Source organism: Halobacteriovorax sp. DA5 (assembly GCF_002903145.1).
In the GTDB taxonomy this organism is placed as follows: Bacteria; Bdellovibrionota; Bacteriovoracia; order Bacteriovoracales; family Bacteriovoracaceae; genus Halobacteriovorax_A.
This window is the reverse complement of record NZ_PPDJ01000001.1, coordinates 621,453-643,530: the sequence shown is the minus strand read 5'-3', so window position 1 is coordinate 643,530 and position 22,078 is coordinate 621,453. Positions and strand designations below refer to the sequence as shown.

Here is a 22,078-nt window from a genome sequence, read left to right as displayed (position 1 = left end):
ATGAATGAAGTAAAATTATATATCAATGGAGAAATCCGCCCTTCATCATCGGGTGAAATGGTTGATTCAATCGACCCATCAAATGGTGAATTTGTAGCGAAGGTTCACATTCCTTCGACACAGGATCTTGAAGATGCAGTACAAGCAGCAAAGAGCGCCTTCTATAATAAAGAATGGCGTGAAATGACTGCGGCCCAAAGAGGAGAAATCCTACTTAAAGTTTCAGAGCTTCTAAAAGAAAGAAAGCGTGAGTTCATTGAACAAGAAATCAAAGACAGTGGTTCAACTTTTAGAAAAGCTGCCGCTGATCTTCACAACACAGCAAGTTTCTTTAAGGTAATGAGTAAGGTTGCGACAAATTTTAAGTTTGAACAATTAGATGAAAAAGCAACAAGAGCGGGCTTTTCTAAAAATACTCGTCGCTATGAGCCTGTTGGTGTTTGTGCACAAATTATTCCATGGAACTTCCCTCTTGTTATGGCCGGTTGGAAAATTGGTCCAATCTTAGCGACAGGATGTACGACAGTTCTAAAATCAGCAGTTGAAACTCCAGTGACAGCAATGATGCTAGCAGAAGTTCTAATTGAAGCAGGCGTGCCTAAAGGTGTTGTCAATATCGTTACGGGTGGAGCAAAAGAAGGACAATATCTTGTTAATCACAAGGATATCGCAAAAGTAGCATTTACAGGATCAACGGCCGTTGGGCGTGAAATCTTAAAGCAAAGTGCAAGTGAAATTAAGAATACGACAATGGAGCTTGGTGGAAAATCAGCAAATATCGTTTTAGACGATGCTGATCTTGATATCGCTGTTGATGGCGCTCTTTACGCATTCCTATATCACTCAGGTCAAGCTTGTGACTCGGGAACTCGCCTACTTGTTCAAGATGGAATCTATGATGAGTTCATGACAAAGTTCAAAGAAAGAATTGCAAAAGTAGCAATTGGTGCAACTCCAGAGAAGACAACAGGATTTGGACCAGTGGTTTCAGAGAAACAATTTAACACAATCATGGGTTATATTAATAAGACAAAAGAAGAAGGTGCAAAGCTGATCTATGGTGGTGAGCGTATTACTGAAGGTGACTTTGCCAAAGGTTACTATATTCAGCCGACAGCTTTTGAAATCACACCAGACAATACAATTTGGCATGAAGAGATCTTTGGGCCAGTTGTAGGTATTACTAAATTCAGCACGGAAGAAGAAGCGATCAAGCTAGCAAATAACTCAATCTATGGACTTGCAGGAGCTGTATGGTCAAAGAATGAAGAGCGTGCGCTTAATATTGCCAAAGAAATTGAAGCCGGTACAGTTTGGATAAATGAGTATCACTTATTAAACCCAGGAATGCCATTTGGTGGATTTAAACAATCTGGTGTTGGACGAGAAATGGGTGAAGAAGGAATCAAGGCCTACCTTGAAGTTAAACACCTATGGGAATCTGATTGTAATACACGCGAAGGTAAAATGTGGTTTGATGCCCTATTTTAGATAAAGAAAAGGCCTTCGTTATGAAGGCCTTTTTTTTATTTGTATAAAACTTTTAGTGCAATATCTCCAAAGTCATCGTAAATCGAGAATGATTTTTCAAAGTGACTTTCTTTAAACACAATATCTAAATTAGAATCAATACATGTTGTGATAAAATCACGTCCGTAGATTTCGTAACTACGATTTAAGAAAGGTTGAAATTCACAAATTCTCACCCTTGGGTATTGATAAGGAACACTTTCATAACTTAAAGCAAAGTACTCACGATACTTAAGAAAGTCCTCTCCTATTCCAGCTAACCTCGTAAAGACATAGCTAATATTGCGATTATTAAATCTAAAAAGTTGAGATAATTTTTGAGAGTGCTGTGCCGTTCCTGGGCGAAAGACTGGTTCATCACAATATTGAGTGTCATCAGAGTTGTAATTTGCGATATTAAATTTCTTAATCACACACTTAATTGGTGTTGCGATCGTAAGGGTTGACCCCTTTCTACCATGCATGAAGCGCCTAAATGTTTTATCCTCATTAACTGATCCGTGCACAAGGCCAAGAACATCACCAGTTCTCGTATCAACGACACCGGCCCCCATAGAATCATCACGAATATTACAATTTTTCATCGCAACGGCAGAAGATTCTTTGTTATTATTTGGGAATAAAACATTATTATTTGTTTTACGGCAGTTGTATCTCATACGGTTAAGTTCATAACCTGTATTATCAAGTTTCTTTTTAACGAACCAAAGTTGATAATAGCTAAAATCACTCATCTTATTTTCAGAAACAGCGGCATAGTCTCCAGGAATGGCCTCCTTGAGTCTAATAGTTGTAAAGTTTCCGTTGTAAGTATTTTGTTCGTTGAATTGAGATTGATCTTCTAGAATTTCACCACATTGATAGACGCGGCCGTTTGTTGTTTTTGCTGCAATTGAACTACAGCTGGCATCGGTCACACAATGAGAAGGAACAACCATGTGCTGCTCATCGGCCATATAGCCAGTACAATACTTAGGAAACTCACTTGAACTATTAATAAATAGCACAAATGAGTCAGTACACTGACCCTCTTCGAAACAGTCGAATTTAACCTTTGTTGAGGTCTCTAATTTCGAGGTCTGTCTCGTAACATTCTTTTTAGCACCATCTTCTCCACCTGGAGTTCCACATGAACACAGAACAAGTAGTGAGATGATTGAAAGTGTTATTGCCTTAAGCAAAGTTCGTCTCCAAAAACTTCATTTAGTCCGATTTTTTACCATAAATAGGATACCCAAATATGATATTGTAAATTATTCAAGAATCCTCGACACACAGTGGCAAAATCGACGATTTTAACGTATTCTTGTTAAATATGATGATCGTAAGCGCGTGCTTGGCCGGCAAAAAATGTCGATATGACGGAGAGCATAAAAAACAACAACTTATAAGTGACCTCGTTGCTCAAGGCAAGGCCATTGCTGTCTGTCCTGAAGAACTAGGAGGCCTTCCTACTCCGAGGCCACCCGCTGAGAATGTCGATGGAAAGCTCATCACAATCGATGGAAATGATGTCAGCATCAACTACGAGCTTGGGGCCCAGAGATCTCTAGAAATTGCACTAGAAAATTCATGCACAAAGGCACTGCTAAAATCAAAATCACCAATGTGTGGTGCTGGACTTGTTTACGATGGGAATTTTTCAGGAAACCTAATTGAAGGTGATGGCGAATTTACCAAGAAGCTAAAAGAGAACGGTATTCAAGTTGAGGCCATCGACTAATCCAAAGTTTTCACACATCTAACAAAGCTGTAACATCTCAATTAATAAATCAATTAAGATAGACCTACTAGAACACTAGGAGGGTCTAGATGAATGAATTAGAACTAAAGAAATTTCAAGCAAGAAATTTACAAGGTCGAATGAAGCACCTTAGTCATCAGCTTGAATACTTAAAAGTGAATCCAGAAGACTGGGATAACTTTCAATCAATCATTAATATGAAATTTAATCATCTCATCAATGATTCAATTTCTCTTGGAAGTATTGAAGCGGCAAATTATCTTGCCCTATTACAAAATCATTTAAATGAAAATTTTAATAATGAGACTATTACTATCGTAAAAGACCAATTTGATGAAGTTCTCGATGCTCTAGATGGCCTAGGTGTTGAGCTTTTAATCAATACTGAAATGCAATCTGAGTTTACGCATTAGTTAAACTGTGGTTTGTGCTTCTGCGGATGCACGCAAACTCGTCGGCTTCGGCTCCTGCCTCTCGCCGACATACCGTCCATCCTGGACATAAAAAAGCCCCGCATTCGCGGGGCAATCCTTTTGCAGTAATTATAGTGGTTTTAATTAACCAATTAGTTTTAGAGCTGCAGCACCTTGAGAGTTAGACTGAGCAAGTACTGAAGAACCAGCGTTAACAAGAATATCATTCTTAGCTTTCTTCGCTGTCTCAGCTGCATAGTCAGTGTCTCTGATACGAGAGTTAGCAGCACTTAAGTTTTCTGAACTGATCTGTAGGTTGTTAATTGTAGAATTTAATCTATTTTGCTTAGCACCTAGCTCAGCTCTTTGTCCTGCAATACTTTCGATTGCAGAGTCTAGGTTTGCAAGAGCAGATTGAGCACCCTCTTTCGAGCCAACTTCAAGGTCTGCTACACCTAGGTTTTCCAGAGAAGAGTTCAGAACATTCGTATCGAATTGAATTCTATCTTGGAAATCATCATTATTAATACCGATTTGGATATCAAACTTATCACCAGCACCAGTTAGAAGTTTCTTTCCGTTAAACTCAGTAACTTCTGAAATTCTTTGGATCTCTTGCTTAAGGTTTTGATACTCAAGATCAGTAAATTGTCTCTCAGTGTCACCTACTGTGTCCGATGCTGATTGAACAGATAGTTCTCTTAGTCTTACTAAGATGTTTGATACTTCATTCAGACCACCTTCTGCGATTTGAATCATTGAAATACCGTCATTCGCGTTTCTTTCTGCTTGATTAGTTGATCTAATTTGCCCTTTTAATTTCTCAGAAATCGCAAGACCTGCAGCATCGTCAGCTGAACGTACAATTCTTGTACCAGATGAAAGTTTTTCTAAAGATTTTGATTGAGCGTTGTTGCTTAGACCTAATGATCTTTGTGCAGCTAAAGACGTTACATTTGTGTTAATACGCATACCCATTGTGATACCTCCGTGATCTATTTCCCCCCCGTACTCAGGGTTGTCCCGACCATTGGAACAATGAGCATACTGCTCTTGTGAATTTTATTAACTTTTTAATTAAGTCTTCTGACCTAACATGAATCTTCTCGGAGGTGAAAATGAAAGCTTTAGGAAAATATTAAATTATTTTAGATTTTTTTTTACATTTTCTAAAATTAAGGAAAGTCTCGAAAATCATTAATTTTTTTGGACTCTATAATGATAAGTACATAAATAAATTAAATGATTTACCGATAATAAGCTATATGGAAGAAGGGAAACCGCTCATTTTTCTTGAGCCTCTTACTGAAGCAGTAAAGAAGCTAAAAGAGTCTATTGAGGCATCTGCAGAAGCAGAGGGTATCGAAATATATGAAGTTGAAAGTCCCGAGGAATATAATCAACTAATCCCAACTATCGGCCAGTCTTTAACGATTGCCTGTAGTCCTAAAAAGACAGCTCAATGTATTCAACCGCTAAGAAAATTCATTCATAAAAATAATGTAAAAGTACTTCTGATTAACTCGAAAGCTGTGCCTCCTAAAACTCTAGAAAAGTTTAGAAAGATTGGATTAACAGAGTATATACAAGAACCTGTTCCTGCAAAAACGTTAGAGTATAAAGTAAATCTTATATTAAGATCTTTAAAGAAGGCCGAAGAAACAGCAGAAATGGAGTTTCGAAGTGGTGAAGATAAAGCAGCACTCGAAGAAAGAAATTATGAAGATAAGAAAGAGGCCGAAAGAAATAATAATGGTGGGCACTTAAAGGGAAATGTTTCAAAGACAGCTCCTCAAAAAGCTAATAAGGATGTCTTTGATGATAGTACATATGCAGATTATAGTGATGATGACGAAATTAAAGAACAAGGAATGTCATTAAAAGACTTAAGTGCACACCAAAAGCAAAATAATCAAGAAGGTGGCCATCTTAAAGGCTCATTAGAAAAGAATAGTAAGGCCGACAACACTCCTGAGATAAATTTTGAAGAGGATCTCTTTAAAAGCCTTGAACAGCAATCAAGTAAATCAAATAAGGATCTAGGAGGAAGTCTAAAAGGACAAGTATCCCCTACTTTAGATGACTATGATGAAGATAAAGACGACTTTGATGAGGACCTTTTTAAAAGTCTTGATAGTGTAAAAAAGAGTTCACAAAACTCAGGCCAACAAAGTGGACAACTTAAGGGGAGTTTATCTCCAACATTAGATGACATTGAAGACGATGATTTCGAAGACGATCTTTTCAAGAGTCTTGATACTGTCAAAAAATCAGCAAATAAAGCCGATGACCTTGGTGGAAGCCTTCAAGGTAAGCTATCTCCTACTCTTGATGACATAGAAGACGAAAAAGATACTGACGAAGACCTCTTTGCAAGTCTCGATAAAGTTAAAAATGCGACAAATAAATCGAATGAGAAAGATGGTTCACTTAAAGGTAGCATCTCCGCAACATTAGATAATGTAGAAAATGAAAAAGATACCGACGAAGACCTCTTTGCAAGTCTTGATAATATAAAAAAATCAAACTTAAATGATAGCAAAACGAGTAGACCAAATCTTAGTGGAAAGCTTACTCCTACACAAAGCGATACTGATTATAGTGATGACGATTTTGATGATGACTTATTGAAAACATTAGAAGAGCTACAGTCAAATAAGACCACTTCTAAGGGAAGAGATCAACAAGGAATACAGTCTTCATCTAATGATGAACTTATTGATAACGAGAAAGGTCTCCAAGGTAAATCGAAAGACAGTGCCGATCTGGCAATGAGTAAGAATAATGGTTCTCGTGATAATCAGACAAATAATAGAGACAATGAAGATCTATTTGCTTCTCTCGATGCGCACTCTAAAGAGAAAAATAAAAAGTATGATAATGTACATAATTTAGATCTTAATTTAGATAACAAGGCCGAAAACGAAGAAGTAACAAGACCTCCTGGACCAACTATTGAATACGAAAAGAAGGGTGATCTTGGCGAGCAAACTATTGATTACTCAAACCTTGATAAACAACCTGAATACGAAGGTGGTTCGAAAGAAGAATTAGAAATAAAATTCTCCGAATCTCAGGATGTGCTTGCTGCTAAAAAAAGAGAAGAAGCAAATCGTCTAGCAGAACAATTAAAGATTCAGCAACAAGAAGATGCAAGAAAAAAGCAGGAAGAAGAAAGAAAAAGAGCACTTGAAGCACAACAAGCAAAGGCACTGGCCGATGCTGAAGCAGAGAGGCTAAAAAATGAACAAGAAATTGAAGATGCCCTAGACGCAATCTTTATTCCAGATCCAAAAGATATGAACTTTTTTATCGAGGCGATGAATTTTGTTATTGATGGTGACGCAGTAAAAAGCTTCACAAATGAATATATAAATAGTTTTTGCATTGGAACTGTCGTCATTTATAATATTCAAAATGAGTGTATTCTAGGCAATGAAGATGTTGATGATCGCTTCGAGGCCATAAAGAATGTTTTAAAAGCAAAGAGAAAACCTAGTTGGAATGATACAACATTTCAAAGTGAGCTGCTCTACTATCACATACCAATCATAGAAAATGGAAAATACCATAACTTCATTCTATTTCTGACTTCCAAGGGTGAAATTGCAAGATCAAATGAAAATCCAAAAAGGGTCGAACAATGTCTACAAGTAATCAAGGGAAGCTACCTTAGTGGAGAAGATCGAGCATCTAAGAAGATTGAATCAAAAAAGAGCTCATCCATTACAGAATCTGTTAGTGGTCTCTTTAAAGGAATCTTTGGAGGTAAGAAATGAGGGCATATTTCTTTATCAAATTAAGTTCACTAAAAGACATTAAAACTTTTCCTTTTTCACTCTATGTCTACAACTTGAAAGATAAAACATATAATTTGTCACTAAAGGCCAATACTCCATTAACAAATGATAGTTATGAACTACTACGTTATATTGAAGATAGTAATAAAGGTAAGATCGCAGTAAAGCTTTCCCAGAGAATGACTTATTTGGCCACAGTTGGAGAACTCGATAAGATTGAACCAAGAGTTATTGAAGAAACAAAGCAGAAGATTGAAATTTTAAAAGAGTACGAAGACATTATTGAGGAACAAAGGATAAGCGAACATATCGCACTTCCCCCACTTCGCAGTATGGTCTCAAAAGCAATCGATAAGGATGACTTTCTACCTATCATACTTAGGGCCCAAAAAGAAATCATGCTTTTTTCAATTGATATAAGCCACACTGTATCTCTTGCACGTCACTTTGCAGGTGTGCATATGAATAAAGATAATCTGACAAATAGAATCGTCGCTCTCAGTTATTTCTTTGCGAAGAAAATGATGATTGATAACCCACAAGATCTTGCAGACCTAGTATGTGCTTCATTCCTAGCAAATATTGGCCTTACTCAAATATCGCCTAATATCATTCATGGCAATCAAACTGAAATCACTCACGATCAAAGAGAGCAATATTACAAACATGTTAAATTTAGTCGTATGTTTATTGATCAAAGCGGTATTAAGTTAAGTGAAGAGTGTAAGAAACTCATTGATACTCATCATGAAAAATATGATGGTTCAGGAATGCCCGATCAAATATCACAAGCAGGCCTTGGCCTAAGCAGTGAGATCCTTGAGTTTGTCTCTCACATCATGGAATTTAGCTACGGACTGATTACCGGAGAAAAAACATCTCTAAGTAGTGTTGTTTATATGATTGATGCTGGAGCAGGAGTTAGTGGACTCAATGTCAATTACAGCGGCCGTATAAAGCCTCATGTAACTAGCATACTATCTCTTTAATTATTAGTTATTAATTAAATGTTCCGTACGGAAGTGTATTTCTTCCCATCCAAGTGTGAAGATTCGCCTGAATACTCGTTTCATTATCATTTTTATTATCCATAACTTCAATCTTAGCGAAAGTTAACTGAGTCGTTCCAGTTCCCTTTCCAAAATCGAGATTATACATACGAGTCCATGTTCCAGTATTTATAAATGTCTTCCCATTAGAATAGGTACGACAAATCGGCTCATGCGTATGACCAACAATTAGCACATCTGTATCTTCTGCTTGCTGTAGATAATCGAAAGTCAGAGATTCGTAATCTTGAAAGAGTGCTAATTCCTTAAAGAATAGTTTTAACCAATCACCAAAATTATCACTTATCTTAAAAAGATAAATTGAACGAACCATGATGAAATAGATAACGTTTGCGAGCATAAAGCGCAGCGTGAAGAATGTATCGTAAATAAGTCCATTAATTAAGAACTTATTGATAGGTCTTACAGCATTTACGTGATCTCGCTCCTCTTTAAACTTATTGATTACTCTTGTGACGTAATAAGATCCCCACGGAGGATTAAAATAGCGCTTACCAGACTCATCTTCGATAATACAATGCTCTTCATCAAAGGTATGAGCAATCTCATACTCGTGGCCATGCTTAAGAACAACTCGATCAGCAGGACGATACTCATCATTTAGGTGACGTATTTCAAATTTTGATCGTATATTTTCGTCAAAGTAAGATAAAACAAGCTCCTGTAGTGATTTAAAAACAAGCTCCGCATCGTGATTACCTATAATGAAAGTAATTTTCTTATTCTTTGTTTTCAAAAAATCATTAAGGGCCAGCATAACTTCTTTATGCGCCTCAAGAATCATTTTTAATTTTTTTAATGAAGACTCTTCAGACCAAAATTCGTCATCATATACCTTGATATAAGGAACGGCCAAAAGATCAAAGAAGTCTCCATTAATAATTAATTCAACTTCTTTATTTGAATATTCTTCTTTACTAAAATATTCGAGAAAATCCACTAGTTCTTCATCGTAGTGAAAATCTTCAAGATAGTTTCTTACACCATCAACATACTCGCCTGCTCCGAGATGAACATCAGAGATTACAATAATGGTTTTCTTTGAATTATTTTTGCGAAGGAATCTCATATGCCGATTTACCTATATTCAAGACGATTTTTTGAAAAGCAGGATCTAGTGGAACGAAAAAAAATCTTTTCTTGGTATTAAAGTCAAATTCAACACTTACTTCCATGTCTGACTTTACTGTAATAAATTTTAAATTCTTATCAAACTCATCAACAAACTTGCCGCGAATCGGAGTAAGGGTTTTATTTTGAACAATAACTGCAACTCTCCCATTTCTCATTTTTGCAGGGGAAATTACTTTGTAATAACTAGGCATGGCCGTAACTATAAATGCCTCGGCCCTCTCCATTCTCTGTTGTGCAAATACTTCTTTTGTTAAAAAGAAGCTAAAAAAAATTGAGAAAAGAAAGAAGCTTAATCGTTTATTATTCATATTTATATTGTAACTATTTAATATTTTATAGATTATAGCTGGCAAAGCTTACCTAGTAATCATCATTTACACGCTGAAATTGATGTCATTTAAGATTCATACCGATGAATCTTGTATGATAAACGCAATAAAGAAAACATTTACAAAGAATACTGAAGAACAAAACCTACCATTAGTGGACTTTTCTGATCCAGCACACCACTGGATCGTTTCAAATCCACATATTTTTAGATTCTTTCAAGATATACTTGGACAACTCGATGAAGAAGAATGTGAGAGCTTGGCCTCATATGGACAATTAGTTTTTCTCGAAAGCCAAGGAATGTACTCAAGTGTTATTCCTTCACATGGAGATAAAACATTTGTTCTTATTTACCCTCAATTACTAAAATTGATTCGTTCAGCAGATAACGAAATGGCCCAAGCAGTTATCTTCCATGAATTAGGTCACCTCTACTATCGTCATTTTACGATGAGATCACAAATTGGAGAGATGACAAAACAAATTGAAGCAGATGAGTTCTCTATTCGTCATGGCCATGCTCTTGGACTATTTAATTTCTTAAAGGGTATGCCAATTACAACGGAAGTTAGCCAAAGACTAGAAATGATTCGTTTAAGAACTTAATTTCATCTCTTATTTTAGCTGCATCTTCAAATCGAAGATCCTTTGAAGCTTCTTTCATCTCTAGCTTAAGCTCAGCGATACGCTTCTTAATTTCTTCAGGAGACATCGAGACTTCTTTAGGTCCACTCTTCTTACCTTTCTTCTTATTTCCTCGAAGAGTCTCGATAACACCACCAGATACCTCTTTCAAAATAGTTTGAGGAGTGATTCCATTGGCCTCATTATACTCCATCTGAATAGCACGACGCCTTTTCGTTTCTCCTATTGCTCGCTCCATCGATTTTGTCGTTTGATACGCATACATAAGAACCTTACCATCACTATTTCGAGCGGCACGTCCAATTGTCTGAACGAGTGATCTCTCAGATCTTAAGAAGCCCTCCTTGTCTGCATCTAAAATTGCGACAAGAGAAACCTCAGGTATATCAAGTCCTTCCCTTAATAAGTTAATACCAACAAGAACATCAAATTCCCCAAGTCTAAGATCGCGAATGATTTCAACTCGCTCGATTGTATCGATATCACTATGAAGATACTTCACTTTAATTCCACTACCATGATAGAAATTAGTTAGCTCTTCAGCTAACTTCTTCGTTAGTGTTGTGATTAAAACTCTTTGACCTTTTTCTATGATTTTTCTTACTTCAACAAGGAGGTCATCAACCTGATTGGTAGCATCCCTAACTTCGATAATTGGATCGAGAAGGCCAGTTGGTCTAATGATTTGTTCAACAAACTCACCGTGAGTTCTCTCTAACTCATAATTTCCAGGAGTCGCTGAGACATAAAGAATATCGTCTAACTTTGTCTTAAATTCTTCAAAGTTTAAAGGACGGTTATCAAGTGCTGATGGAAGTCTAAAGCCATAATCCACAAGATTTAACTTCCTTGCTCTATCTCCCCTATACATCCCTCCAACCTGAGGAACAGTAATATGGGACTCATCAATAATCATAAGAAAGTCTTTTCTAAAAAAATCAATGAGAGTCGGAGGTGGATCACCAGGCTCACTTCCTGTCATATGGCGCGAGTAGTTTTCAATACCAGAACAAAAGCCCATCTCTTCAAGCATTTCGATATCAAGAAGTGTTCTTTGTTCAAGTCTTTGCTTTTCTACCAGTTTATTTTGTTTTTCTAATTCCTGTAGTCTTTCACGAAGCTCAACTTTAATAGTCTCTAAAGCATGCTCCATTCTCTCCTCACCAACAACATAGTGAGACTTTGGATAGATTGTCACCTTCTGTAGTGCTTGTATCTTTGTTCCTCTTAAAGGATCAACAATTGTAATACTCTCAATCTCATCATCGAAGAACTCAACTCGTACAACATTTGAATCCTCGTGGGCCGGAAAGATTTCAACGATATCACCACGAACGCGAAAGCATCCACGAACAAAGTCGATATCATTTCTTTCATATTGAATTGCAACAAGTGACTTTAAAAATTCGTCGCGATCTTTTTCATCTCCAACAAAGAGAGTCTCTCTCATATTCGCATACTCATCAGGGGAACCAATCCCGTAAATACAACTAACAGATGAGATGATAATCACATCATCTCTTTCCAGTAGTGAACGAGTTGCCGAGTGGCGAAGTTTATCGATCTCATCATTTACTGATGAGTCTTTTTCAATATAAGTGTCACTTCCAGGAACATAGGCTTCTGGTTGGTAATAGTCATAATATGAAACAAAGTATTCAACAGCATTATCAGGAAAGAATTCACGAAACTCTGCATAGAGTTGAGCAGCAAGAGTCTTGTTATGGGCGAGAATAAGAGTTTTCTTTCCTAGCTTTTGGATAACGTTGGCCATGGTAAAAGTTTTTCCAGAACCTGTTACACCAAGAAGTGTTTGTTCCTTAGTGCCGCTTGTAAGCTTCTCTACAATTGTTTTAATCGCCTCAGGCTGATCTCCACAAGGCTTAAACTTCGATTTTAAATTAAATACATTTTCACTCATATGCCTATTTTATCTTATTATCATAGTTTAAAACAGCGAAATTGAGTTATCATTAATATAACCAAGTTAGTTTTTGTAAACTCGATAGAAAGTTTATATGATAGTAAAAATTCGAATTGTTATTAGGGTTTATTATGAGTGTAGGTGAAACACCTAAAGGTGAAAAAAGAAAGATCGCGATCATTGAGACAGCAATCGATCAGATGGCGCACAAAGGTATTGATGGTGCATCTTTTCAAAAGATTGCAAATACACTTGGAGTTAGCCAGTCTGCAGTTTTTCACTACTTTAAAAATAAGTCTCAACTCTTTCTTGGAGTTCTCGAATTTATCGTTACAAAGAACCACGCTAGAGTCATAAGCACAATTTGCGAAGAAGATACTTCTTTAACTAAACTAAAAAAGCATTGTCTTGCTAATTTCCAATGGCTCATTGACCGTCCCAATGAGGCAAAAACGATTCTCTATCTTTACTATCGCGCTTCTATCGACAAGAAGGTTTCACAAACTGCTGCCAACCTCATTCACACCGGTAGACAGAGGATTATCGACCTCGTTCGTAGCGCTCAAAAAGATGGGCAGCTCGCAAAAGACCTAAACCCTGAGCTTGCTGGTCAGGCCATTCATGAATTTCTAACAGGTGCTATCATCCAGATATTAAGCCTTTATAATGTAATTGATCCAAAAGAAGAGGTTGAAGCCTACATAAAAAGGCTTGAGACGTTAATTAACCGACTAAACAACTAAAGAATTGCCGTAGAATTTCCGAAAAGCTATTGGTGAAGATTCTAATATCTTGTGTATTTTCCATTCTAGTTGTTCTTAGCTTTATTCTTAGTAAAGACGAAGTTGCACGCCGCTCAATTGCAAGTGTAAATAGGCCAAATTCTTGTCTCGAGGCCATTTCTGAATTTGTTAATTTTGGAGCGGATCCTAAGTATGACACAAAGGTTGCACAAATCATGACTTATCTGAAAGATAAGTATAAGGGGATCAACCTTTCTTATATCCATCGTTCAGGACTAGATCGTAAGATAGAAGATGGCCACTTAGTTTTCACTACTTTAAGAGGGAATTTAAAAGTTCCTCTTAATCAGCAGCATCTTATTAAGGCCGATAAAGTAAAGGCCGTAACTCCCCTATCACAACTAAGCGACTATCATCAAAAGCAATACGAGAATAATATTTCAAAACTTTATAAGTATCAAAATGATATCAGCACTATTATTTATGAAGCTCATAAGAAAGATGAAAAAGAAATAACAGATTATCTTCTAGGTGAATATCAACGAATCAATACTCTTATCAAATTCTACCGTGGAGAATTAGATTACGTCCCATATGCACAACTTGGAGATAACCCTTATAAGTTACACGAGCCAGTTCATGTAGACTCTCAAGGAAGAACAAGAACTCTTGTACATTTTGATAACTCGAGCTCAACGAGCAACTCTATCTTTAATATTTCTGCAAATGAGAGTGAAGAGATAACTTACCAAACGATGTTTGCGAACTTTTTAAATAGCTTAAACTACAATCAAAACTTTTTCTCACCTCAAAGAAGGATCAAAAAGATTCAAAGCTTTACCTATATGGATGATAATGAAGTGAAGGCATCCTTTCATATGATTGATGCTATCAGAGACTATGAATCACGTCCTGAACTAGTCAGTACCGTGAGAGACTTTCTTTTTAATGAATACAAGAATCGTCTAAATATCGAAGACCAAGACTTAGATAAGCTTAAAGAAATAACAGAGCAATTAGAAAGTCGTACAATCGTTCTTGCAGCAGCTCGAAACTCTCAGATAAAATATTCATTTAAAGGTCATGATGATTCTGGTATTCGCTACCTATCTAGAGAAAAAGATTCGATCGATATTTCGGGAACAATTTCAATTACTCTTTCAAAAGAAGTAAATCAGAAGCTTCCTCTTGAGATCTTTACTGGCCATGAGGTAGAAAGACAAAGAGGTGAAATAATAGCCGAAATTGGACGTTTTGCAGTAGATGGGAATGATTCCATTTTCAATGCAAATGACTTAATAGCGGCCGTTACATTTGCGGCACAGAAAGTAGAGGGCCTTGATCGCATTGTCATAGAAGCGGATAAAATTAGGGCCCGTTCATTTAAGCGCTGGGGCTTTAAACCAATTCACGAGCGAATCAATTACGAAGGAAATACTGAGTACATTATGGAAGTTACACCAAAAGAGTTACTCGAAAATGTTGAAAAAAGATATTTTGAAAGTCTTTGAAAAAAATAAAGCGCTTGCAAGTTACCCCACAAACGCTTATTTCACACACACAACACAAGAGAATAAGTTCAAAAGAACCTTGAACTTATAAAGCTATTAATTAAAACAGCTCTCAATTTGATTTTTTACTTCAGTTTTCTCTGCCCCGTTCTTGATTGAAATCTCTTGAACAATTAGGTCTCTACACTGCTCAAGCATTTTCTTTTCACCGAACGAAAGATTCTTCTTATTCTTTAATAAGAAAAGTGATCTAAGGACATCAGCAATCTCAATAAGTGAACCAGTCTTCACTTTTTCCATATAGTCTCTATAACGACGGTTCCAAGTTGAATTATCAACTGTTACATCATGATCATTAAGAAGCTCGTAAACTTCACTGATCTCTTTTTCGTCGACGAGTACTCTAATTCCATCTTTGGAATTCGTAGGAACCATTACAGTCATTCCATTAGCTACAACTTTAATGATGTAGAATGAAAGACTTTGTCCTCCTACCTCGCGATCTTCGATGTCCACAATTTGTCCCACACCGTGGCCAGGGCAAACTGCGTAATCTCCAATGTTAAACATTTCTACCTCCAAGGGTATTTTCTCTCCCATTGAATATACTACGACGCAGCATCAGCCTCAATGAGCCTTGTAAGATTTACATATGATCTTTGAATTTTAGACAGTTCGTTGTAGAGAAACGACCCAATAATTTCAACTACTTATATTTAGCTGAGTTACGATAAAGAGGAAGCATGATCTCAAAAGTCGTATTCTCCTCTTTATTAAGATATTTAATGTGGCCATTCATCGACTCAACGATCTGAGTACTAAGGGCCAAACCAATGCCCATACCGGCTTCTGGCTTAGTTGTATACATATATGCAAAGAGCTTCTTCTGATCCTTAAGATCAATCCCTTTACCTGTATCAACAATATGTATGATCAATTGGTTTTCACTATTAGATTTATAGCGAATCGTAATTCGCCCTCTTTCCATCTCTTCAATTGCATCAACAGAATTGGAAACAAAATTTGTGAGTACCTGAAGAATCTGAACTTCCTTTCCCCAAATCTGACAACCTTTACAGTCACCTTCAATATTCAAAGCAATATTATTTGCACTACATTTATGAATAACAAGCTCTTGTAGCTGATCAAAGAGCTTATCTACATTAATTGCACTATTGTTTAGATGATTAGAGTTCTTAGATAAAAGCTTGATCCCTTTAATAATTTGATCAATCCTTTGGGCCTGATTCTTAATCATATTAAACTTTTTCTTCTCTTCTTCATCAGCAGTGTTCTTCTCTAGTCTTTTCACACTCCACAGAAGTACAGTAAGAGGATTATTAATTTCATGAGCGACATTGGCCGCAAACTCACCTAGATTTGCCAGACGATAATTATTAACAAGCTCAACATTCTTTTCTTCAAGCCTCTCATCACTTCGAATTTTTAAAACAAGGATGACGAGGAAACCAATAAGGCAGATAGTTAAACCGGTAAGAGAAGCTAGGTAAACAGCACGCTTAAAGTCAAAAGATTTGGTGATATCGCCATAGACATAGGCAGAGATTTGCCAAAACTCACTTTCAAGCTCTAAGTTCAAGTCACTGAGTCGCTCTAGAATTAGAATTGAGCGAGCAATCTCCTTAAAGTCATTTTCCGTAAATTGATAGCCATCTACACTCTCGGCCCTCGTAAGAACTGTCTCAATAATACCACGAGCAGACGTGAGGATTTCATTTGCAACCTTCAGGTAGTCTTGAAATGATTTCGTTTCATACTCATCTAAAATAAAAGCTTCACTCTTTAGTGCACTAATTTGTCCAAAGCTAGCATCAATTCTTAAATAGGCATCTTCGAGATTATCAATTGTTGGTGAATCTTTAAATTTTATAAGTTTTTTATGAGTGTCATGAATAGCGTAGGCCACATGAAAATAAAGTCTAGCAACAACTCTTGAGTTAAAAAGTCTGTGCTCTTCCTTATCAAAAATTCGAAGCCCTGCTCCAAATCCAGCAGAAAGCATCAAAACGAGAATAATTAAGAAACTATAGAATAAATGCTTATTAGAAAGCTTACTCATAGACGAATTCGATCTCATTTATCATCCAAATCCAGTCAGCTCCTTCTTCAGTAATCTTATCTTTTGAAATGACCCCTAAGTCTTTTCTAATAATTCTCATAGGGCCAAGCTCTGAATTTTCAAGCCACTTCCCATCCTGCTTATACATAATATAAGTCGTTTTAGAACGTTCAACATTTCTTTTAATATGAACTTTATAAAGATTAATGGCCTTAAGTTTCACCGACGTAGCTGTAGGCGCAAAATAAACAAACAGACTCTCAAGAGAGAAAGCTGTTACCTTTATCTTCTTGTGCTGTTGATATGGATCAAAAAAATCAAACTCAACACTTGGGATTTTAGTGAAGTAATCAACCTTCACAACCTTGTCTTCCGTATGAAGTTTTTGATTTAAGATTGCAATTTTTTGTCTAGGTACTTTAGCAATCACGCTAATACTAAAAAACGTAGCGATTAGTAGCAAAATTTTCATAAATAATTTTTATCACGATTAAGTCGATTTGACCAAGTATAAAAGAAATATAGAAACTAATTAGCGATAAAGGGGCAACATGATTTCAAAAGTCGTATTTTCCTCATTATTTAGGTATTTGATATGGCCGTTAAGAGACTCAATGATCTGTGAACTAAGGGCAAGTCCGATTCCCATACCTGTACCAGGCTTACTCGTGTACATATAAGCAAAAAGCTTCTTCTGATCTTTAAGATCAATCCCCCTACCGGTATCGATAATATGAATAAGTAACTGATCTTCAAGATTAGTTTTATACTTAATCGAAATTTTCTTATTATTCATTCCCTCCATTGCATCAATAGAGTTAACAATAAAGTTTGTGAAAACTTGAAGAAGTTGAACCTCTTTCCCCCAGACCTTACTTCCTGAGCAACTCCCTTCAATATTCAAAACAATATTATTAGCGACACATTTATGAATAATAATCTCTCGCAGGTGTTCAAAGAGTTCTTCAATATCTATTGGGCTATTATTTAAGTGATTAGAATTTTGAGAAAGAAGCTTTATCCCCTTAATGATCTGATCAATCCTCTCGGCCTGACCTCTAATCATCGCCAAGTTTTTCATTTCCCCATCGCTGTTATTAACTTTTTCAATTCTTTTTACGCTCCACAATAAAACCGTGAGTGGATTATTGATCTCATGAGCAACATTAGCGGCAAACTCACCTAGGTTTGCGAGTCGATAATTATTAAGCAGCTCAACATTTTTTTCTTTTAGCTCTTCATCACTCCTACTCTTTAAAATAAGCATGATCAGAAAGCCGGTCAGACAAATAAATAGACCAATTAAAGAAGTGAGAAAAACAATTCGATTAAATTCAAATGAACCTGCAGCATCCCCAAATACATTTGCAGACAACAGCCATGACTCACTCTCTAGCTTTAATGTTAGATTATTCAAGCGCTCTAAGATGATTAGAACTTCATCAATTTTATTCAAGTCACTAGCAACATAAGAATATCCCACATTTGACTCAACCTTAAAAAGGAGTGCTTCAATCTTTTGTCTAGCAGTATTAAAGCTACGGTCGACTTCAGAGAGATATTTCAGAAACGACTCTGTATCATATTCAGCAAGAGAGTAGATTTCACTCCTATAGGCCATTGTATGACCAAGGATTGCATCGGCCCTAAGAAAAGCGGACTCAAGGGCTTCAGAACTTGGACTCTTTTTAAATTCTTCAAGGTTCTGGGAAGTGGCATGAATACTTGCGACCACTTGAAAATACAATCTCGAAATAACACGAGCATTAAACAGCTTAGGCTCATCTTTATCAAAGATACGAAGACCGGCCCCTACTCCTGCAGCGATAACAAATATAAAAATTACGATGAAACTGTAAAATAAGTGTTTATTCGAAAATTTATTCATAGATGAAAGAAATCTCATTAATCATCCAAATCCAATCTATTCCTTCTTTGGTAATTTTATCATTCGGAATTATACCTAAACCTTTTCTGATAACCCTTAAAGGACCTAAGTCAGAGTTTTCCATCCAATTTCCATCTTGCTTATACATGACGTAAGTTGTTTTGGCCCTCTCAGTATTTCTTTGGATAATAACTTGATAAAGATTAATGGCCGTTAGCTTTACTGACTTTGCATCTGGAGCAAAGTGCTTGAAAAGATTCTCAAGAGAGAATGCCAACGCTTTATTCTTTTTATTCTTTTGATAGGGATCGACGAAGTAGAATTCTTCACTTGGAATATTTGTAAAATAATCAACTTTTACAACTTTAAGCTCTTTATGAAGTCGTTGATTCATTATTTTAATTTTTTGTCTTGGGATCTGAGCAAATGCCGAAATCCCGAATAATGCTAAAGACAGTACAAGAGTTTTCATACGTAAACTTAACACGACAAATTCTCTTTATAAACATAAAAAAGGCCTTGTCATAGACAAGGCCTTCTCTCATTATGCTTTTAAGATAAAAAGATAATTAGAAACGTGGACAAATTTCATCTTTTTCGAAGAAATAAGCAAGTTCTCTTTCTGCAGAAGCTAGAGAGTCAGAACCGTGAACAGCGTTTTCACCGATTGACTTAGCATATAGCTTTCTTAGAGTATTTTCAGCAGCTTCAGCTGGGTTAGTAGCCCCCATGATTTCTCTGTTTCTTTCAACTGCGTTTTCACCTTCTAGGCACATAAGTACAACTGGCGCAGAAGTCATGAAAGCAACAAGCTCACCAAAGAATGGTCTGTCTTTGTGCTCGATATAGAAACCTTCAGCTTTCTCTTTTGAAAGGTGAGTAAGTTTAAGAGCAGCGATTCTTAGACCTTCTTCTTCAAATCTCTTAATGATGTTACCGATGTTGTTATCAAGAAGCGCGTTTGGCTTAACGATACTAAAAGTTCTTTCCATTTTAATCTCCTTAAAATTATCTTGCGGAAAATTTCCTAAATTCTTTAATTAAAGGTTCTTTAAAACCTTCTCCATTGTCTCACCAAGTTCAGCTGGAGAACGTGATACAGTTACACCACACTCTTCAAGAATTCTAAACTTAGCTTCAGCAGTGTCATCACCACCAGAGATGATTGCACCTGCGTGCCCCATTCTCTTACCTGGAGGCGCTGAAGCACCAGCGATGAAAGAAACAACTGGCTTACTCATGTTCTTTTGAATCCAACGACCTGCATCTGTTTCTGCAGAACCACCGATCTCACCGATCATGATAACAGCATCTGTATCTGGATCTTTTTCGAAAAGCTCTAGTACGTCGATGAAGTTAGTTCCGTTTACTGGGTCACCACCGATACCAACACAAGTTGATTGTCCGATATCTCTTTGAGTTAATTGGTAAACAGCTTCATAAGTAAGAGTTCCTGAACGAGAGATAACACCAACACGACCTGGCATGTGGATGTGACCTGGCATAATTCCGATCTTACACTCACCTGGAGTGATAACACCTGGACAGTTAGGACCAATTAGTCTTGATTTTGAACCTTTAAGAGCTGCTTTTACCTTAACCATATCTAGGATAGGAATCCCTTCAGTGATAGCAATGATAAGTGGCATTTCTGCATCGATTGCTTCAAGGATTGAGTCAGCTGCGAACGGAGGTGGAACCATAATCATGGCCGCATTCGCTTCCGTCTTATTCATAGCTTCTTTGATTGTATTGAAAACAGGGAAACCTTCGTGAACTGTTCCACCTTTACCTGGAGTTACACCACCAACAAAGTTAGTACCGTAATCTCTTGATTGTAGTGAATGGAAAGTACCTTGCTTACCTGTAAAACCAACAGTGATTAGTTTTGTATCACGATTAATAAGAATGGCCATTACGCCTCCCCTTTTGCTGCTTCAACTGCTTTCTTTGCAGCATCAGCTAGATCTTCAGCAGCGATAATTGCAAGATCTGATTCATTTAATATTTTCTTACCTAGAGCAACGTTTGTTCCTTCTAGACGTACTACTAATGGAACTGTAAGTTCTAGTTCTTTTGCAGCTGCAACAACACCTTCAGCGATAATGTCACATTTCATGATCCCACCAAAGATATTAACTAGAATTGCTTTTACGTTCTCATCTTGAAGAATTAGAGAGAATGCTTTTTGAACAGTTTCTTTTGTTGCTGATCCACCAACGTCAAGGAAGTTAGCTGGCTCACCACCGTGTAGCTTAATGATGTCCATTGTACCCATTGCAAGACCTGCACCGTTTACTAGACAACCAATATTTCCATCAAGCTCAATATATGCTGCACCAAATTCACTTGCTGCAAGTTCTTTATCACTTTCTTCAGTTGGATCTCTTAGTTCTTGAACCTCTGGATGCTTGAAAAGAGCGTTTGAATCAAAGTTTAACTTTGCGTCTAGTGCTAAGATATCACCTTGCTTAGTTTTTACTAATGGGTTGATCTCTGCAATTGAACAGTCATACTTCATGTATAGATCGTAAAGACCTTTAAAGAAAATTGAAGCTTCCTTCACTTCTTCTTTTGTCTTAAGACCAATTCCGTATGCAAGCTTTCTAGCAACAAATGGTGTGAACCCAGCTGCTGGATCGATTGCTACTTTAATAATTTTCTCTGGAGTATTGTGAGCAACTTCTTCAATTTCAACTCCACCTTCTTCAGAGGCCATCATTGTAACTTTACCAGTTGCACGGTCTAGAACAACACCAGCATAGTACTCATGCTCGATGTCACATCCTTCTTCGATGAATAGTGTGTGTACTTTCTTTCCTTCTGGACCAGTTTGGTGAGTAACAAGAGTCTTACCTAGAATATCGTCAGCGTGTAAGCGAACTTCTTCGATTGACTTTGCAAGCTTAACACCACCTGCTTTACCACGCCCACCTGCGTGAATTTGAGCCTTAACAACCCAAATATTTCCACCTAATTTTTCTGCAGCAGCAACTGCTTCATCAACAGTCTTCGCTACTTCACCTCTAAGAACCTTCAGGCCCATATCTCTCATTAAACCCTTGGCCTGGTACTCATGTACGTTCATTAAAACTCCTAAGTTTTTTGTCTATGAAATATTCATGATTTTACTGGCTTATAATAGAGGGCAAGACCATATCTTTCTAGGTGAGTCGTGTCATTTTCCCCAAGTTTTTTGTGCATTAAATGATTAAGATTTAGAACTGAAGATTTATTCACAATATAACGCTTACAGTCTTGTAGCA

Annotated in this window: 21 protein-coding genes; 8 read left to right on the top strand and 13 right to left on the bottom strand. The window is 36.8% G+C overall.

Annotated elements, in window-relative coordinates:
* Entirely contained in the window at positions 1-1,491 is a 1,491-nt protein-coding gene (locus C0Z22_RS03180) for an aldehyde dehydrogenase (RefSeq protein WP_103216887.1), read from the top strand.
* 35 nt (positions 1,492-1,526) lie between these two features.
* Here the strand turns inward: C0Z22_RS03180 and C0Z22_RS03175 are convergent, their stop codons facing one another.
* Positions 1,527-2,711 carry a hypothetical protein gene (locus C0Z22_RS03175; RefSeq protein WP_103216886.1) on the bottom strand — a complete coding sequence of 395 codons (1,185 nt, stop codon included), beginning with the start codon at positions 2,709-2,711 and terminating at the stop codon, positions 1,527-1,529.
* Positions 2,712-2,845: 134 nt separating this feature from the next.
* Between C0Z22_RS03175 and C0Z22_RS03170 the strand changes: the two genes are divergently transcribed.
* Together C0Z22_RS03170 and C0Z22_RS03165 are read left to right on the top strand one after the other, a co-directional pair.
* On the top strand, positions 2,846-3,253 hold the full coding sequence (locus C0Z22_RS03170) for a DUF523 domain-containing protein (RefSeq protein ID WP_103216885.1): 408 nt from the start codon (positions 2,846-2,848) through the stop codon (positions 3,251-3,253).
* 89 nt (positions 3,254-3,342) lie between these two features.
* Positions 3,343-3,687, top strand: a complete 345-nt coding sequence (locus C0Z22_RS03165; RefSeq protein WP_103216884.1) for a hypothetical protein — start codon at positions 3,343-3,345, stop codon at positions 3,685-3,687.
* A 144-nt stretch (positions 3,688-3,831) separates the two neighbouring features.
* On the opposite strand, the gene C0Z22_RS03160 is transcribed toward C0Z22_RS03165, so the two are convergent.
* Positions 3,832-4,665, bottom strand: a complete 834-nt coding sequence (locus C0Z22_RS03160) for a flagellin (protein ID WP_103216883.1) — start codon at positions 4,663-4,665, stop codon at positions 3,832-3,834.
* 287 nt (positions 4,666-4,952) lie between these two features.
* On the opposite strand from C0Z22_RS03160, the gene C0Z22_RS03155 reads away from it, so the two are divergent.
* The gene (locus C0Z22_RS03155) at positions 4,953-7,466 is read left to right on the top strand and encodes a hypothetical protein (protein ID WP_103216882.1); all 2,514 of its coding nucleotides are present in this window, start codon (positions 4,953-4,955) and stop codon (positions 7,464-7,466) included.
* Positions 7,463-8,476, top strand: coding sequence for an HD domain-containing phosphohydrolase (locus tag C0Z22_RS03150; protein WP_103216881.1), 1,014 nt, complete (start codon positions 7,463-7,465; stop codon positions 8,474-8,476). The genes C0Z22_RS03155 and C0Z22_RS03150 overlap by 4 nt, the downstream gene beginning before the upstream one ends.
* Positions 8,477-8,486: 10 nt before the next feature.
* Here C0Z22_RS03150 and C0Z22_RS03145 read toward each other — a convergent pair whose 3' ends face one another.
* On the bottom strand, positions 8,487-9,626 hold the full coding sequence (locus tag C0Z22_RS03145; protein WP_103216880.1) for a metallophosphoesterase: 1,140 nt from the start codon (positions 9,624-9,626) through the stop codon (positions 8,487-8,489).
* Positions 9,604-9,999, bottom strand: coding sequence for a hypothetical protein (locus tag C0Z22_RS03140; protein ID WP_103216879.1), 396 nt, complete (start codon positions 9,997-9,999; stop codon positions 9,604-9,606). Before C0Z22_RS03140 ends, C0Z22_RS03145 begins: the two co-directional genes overlap by 23 nt.
* 115 nt (positions 10,000-10,114) lie before the next feature.
* Between C0Z22_RS03140 and C0Z22_RS03135 the strand changes: the two genes are divergently transcribed.
* Positions 10,115-10,627, top strand: coding sequence for a M48 family metalloprotease (locus tag C0Z22_RS03135; RefSeq protein WP_103216878.1), 513 nt, complete (start codon positions 10,115-10,117; stop codon positions 10,625-10,627).
* Here C0Z22_RS03135 and uvrB read toward each other — a convergent pair.
* Positions 10,590-12,587 (bottom strand): excinuclease ABC subunit UvrB, encoded by a 1,998-nt coding sequence (gene uvrB / locus C0Z22_RS03130; protein ID WP_103216877.1) that lies wholly within the window; start codon positions 12,585-12,587, stop codon positions 10,590-10,592. The two genes, C0Z22_RS03135 and uvrB, sit on opposite strands and share 38 nt — an antisense overlap.
* A gap of 134 nt (positions 12,588-12,721) precedes the next feature.
* Between uvrB and C0Z22_RS03125 the strand changes: the two genes are divergently transcribed.
* Both C0Z22_RS03125 and C0Z22_RS03120 read left to right on the top strand, forming a co-directional pair.
* On the top strand, positions 12,722-13,333 hold the full coding sequence (locus C0Z22_RS03125; protein WP_103216876.1) for a TetR/AcrR family transcriptional regulator: 612 nt from the start codon (positions 12,722-12,724) through the stop codon (positions 13,331-13,333).
* 32 nt (positions 13,334-13,365) lie between these two features.
* Complete coding sequence (locus C0Z22_RS03120) at positions 13,366-14,844, top strand: hypothetical protein (protein ID WP_103216875.1); 1,479 nt, start codon at positions 13,366-13,368, stop codon at positions 14,842-14,844.
* A 96-nt stretch (positions 14,845-14,940) separates the two neighbouring features.
* Here C0Z22_RS03120 and C0Z22_RS03115 read toward each other — a convergent pair whose 3' ends face one another.
* The 8 genes from C0Z22_RS03115 to sucC form a co-directional block, all read right to left on the bottom strand.
* Positions 14,941-15,414, bottom strand: coding sequence for a CarD family transcriptional regulator (locus C0Z22_RS03115; protein ID WP_233189682.1), 474 nt, complete (start codon positions 15,412-15,414; stop codon positions 14,941-14,943).
* 136 nt (positions 15,415-15,550) lie between these two features.
* On the bottom strand, positions 15,551-16,942 hold the full coding sequence (locus tag C0Z22_RS03110; RefSeq protein WP_103216873.1) for a sensor histidine kinase: 1,392 nt from the start codon (positions 16,940-16,942) through the stop codon (positions 15,551-15,553).
* Entirely contained in the window at positions 16,917-17,396 is a 480-nt protein-coding gene (locus C0Z22_RS03105) for a hypothetical protein (protein ID WP_146037770.1), read from the bottom strand. Before C0Z22_RS03105 ends, C0Z22_RS03110 begins: the two co-directional genes overlap by 26 nt.
* A gap of 60 nt (positions 17,397-17,456) precedes the next feature.
* A complete protein-coding gene (locus tag C0Z22_RS03100; protein ID WP_103216871.1) occupies positions 17,457-18,830 on the bottom strand; it encodes a sensor histidine kinase in 1,374 nt (457 codons plus the stop codon).
* Positions 18,805-19,284: a hypothetical protein gene (locus tag C0Z22_RS03095; protein WP_103216870.1), complete on the bottom strand. Its 480-nt coding sequence runs from the start codon at positions 19,282-19,284 to the stop codon at positions 18,805-18,807. The genes C0Z22_RS03100 and C0Z22_RS03095 overlap by 26 nt, the downstream gene beginning before the upstream one ends.
* 97 nt (positions 19,285-19,381) lie before the next feature.
* The gene (gene ndk, locus C0Z22_RS03090; protein ID WP_103216869.1) at positions 19,382-19,810 is read right to left on the bottom strand and encodes a nucleoside-diphosphate kinase; all 429 of its coding nucleotides are present in this window, start codon (positions 19,808-19,810) and stop codon (positions 19,382-19,384) included.
* Between the two features lie 42 nt (positions 19,811-19,852).
* A complete protein-coding gene (sucD, locus tag C0Z22_RS03085; RefSeq protein WP_021266725.1) occupies positions 19,853-20,728 on the bottom strand; it encodes a succinate--CoA ligase subunit alpha in 876 nt (291 codons plus the stop codon).
* Complete coding sequence (gene sucC / locus C0Z22_RS03080) at positions 20,728-21,900, bottom strand: ADP-forming succinate--CoA ligase subunit beta (protein WP_103216868.1); 1,173 nt, start codon at positions 21,898-21,900, stop codon at positions 20,728-20,730. Before sucC ends, sucD begins: the two co-directional genes overlap by 1 nt.
* Positions 21,901-22,078: the final 178 nt, after the last annotated feature.

Excerpts from the sequence above, each read along its gene's own strand:
- C0Z22_RS03180 (WP_103216887.1), top strand. The coding sequence starts at position 1 with ATGAATGAAGTAAAATTATATATCAATGGAGAAATCCGCCCTTCATCA.
- C0Z22_RS03170 (WP_103216885.1), top strand. The coding sequence starts at position 2,846 with ATGATGATCGTAAGCGCGTGCTTGGCCGGCAAAAAATGTCGATATGAC.
- C0Z22_RS03165 (WP_103216884.1), top strand. The coding sequence starts at position 3,343 with ATGAATGAATTAGAACTAAAGAAATTTCAAGCAAGAAATTTACAAGGT.
- C0Z22_RS03160 (WP_103216883.1), bottom strand. The coding sequence starts at position 4,665 with ATGGGTATGCGTATTAACACAAATGTAACGTCTTTAGCTGCACAAAGA.
- C0Z22_RS03155 (WP_103216882.1), top strand. The coding sequence starts at position 4,953 with ATGGAAGAAGGGAAACCGCTCATTTTTCTTGAGCCTCTTACTGAAGCA.
- C0Z22_RS03150 (WP_103216881.1), top strand. The coding sequence starts at position 7,463 with ATGAGGGCATATTTCTTTATCAAATTAAGTTCACTAAAAGACATTAAA.
- C0Z22_RS03145 (WP_103216880.1), bottom strand. The coding sequence starts at position 9,626 with ATGAGATTCCTTCGCAAAAATAATTCAAAGAAAACCATTATTGTAATC.
- C0Z22_RS03140 (WP_103216879.1), bottom strand. The coding sequence starts at position 9,999 with ATGAATAATAAACGATTAAGCTTCTTTCTTTTCTCAATTTTTTTTAGC.
- C0Z22_RS03135 (WP_103216878.1), top strand. The coding sequence starts at position 10,115 with ATGATAAACGCAATAAAGAAAACATTTACAAAGAATACTGAAGAACAA.
- uvrB (WP_103216877.1), bottom strand. The coding sequence starts at position 12,587 with ATGAGTGAAAATGTATTTAATTTAAAATCGAAGTTTAAGCCTTGTGGA.
- C0Z22_RS03125 (WP_103216876.1), top strand. The coding sequence starts at position 12,722 with ATGAGTGTAGGTGAAACACCTAAAGGTGAAAAAAGAAAGATCGCGATC.
- C0Z22_RS03115 (WP_233189682.1), bottom strand. The coding sequence starts at position 15,414 with ATGTTTAACATTGGAGATTACGCAGTTTGCCCTGGCCACGGTGTGGGA.
- C0Z22_RS03110 (WP_103216873.1), bottom strand. The coding sequence starts at position 16,942 with ATGAGATCGAATTCGTCTATGAGTAAGCTTTCTAATAAGCATTTATTC.
- C0Z22_RS03105 (WP_146037770.1), bottom strand. The coding sequence starts at position 17,396 with ATGAAAATTTTGCTACTAATCGCTACGTTTTTTAGTATTAGCGTGATT.
- C0Z22_RS03100 (WP_103216871.1), bottom strand. The coding sequence starts at position 18,830 with ATGAGATTTCTTTCATCTATGAATAAATTTTCGAATAAACACTTATTT.
- C0Z22_RS03095 (WP_103216870.1), bottom strand. The coding sequence starts at position 19,284 with ATGAAAACTCTTGTACTGTCTTTAGCATTATTCGGGATTTCGGCATTT.
- sucD (WP_021266725.1), bottom strand. The coding sequence starts at position 20,728 with ATGGCCATTCTTATTAATCGTGATACAAAACTAATCACTGTTGGTTTT.
- sucC (WP_103216868.1), bottom strand. The coding sequence starts at position 21,900 with ATGAACGTACATGAGTACCAGGCCAAGGGTTTAATGAGAGATATGGGC.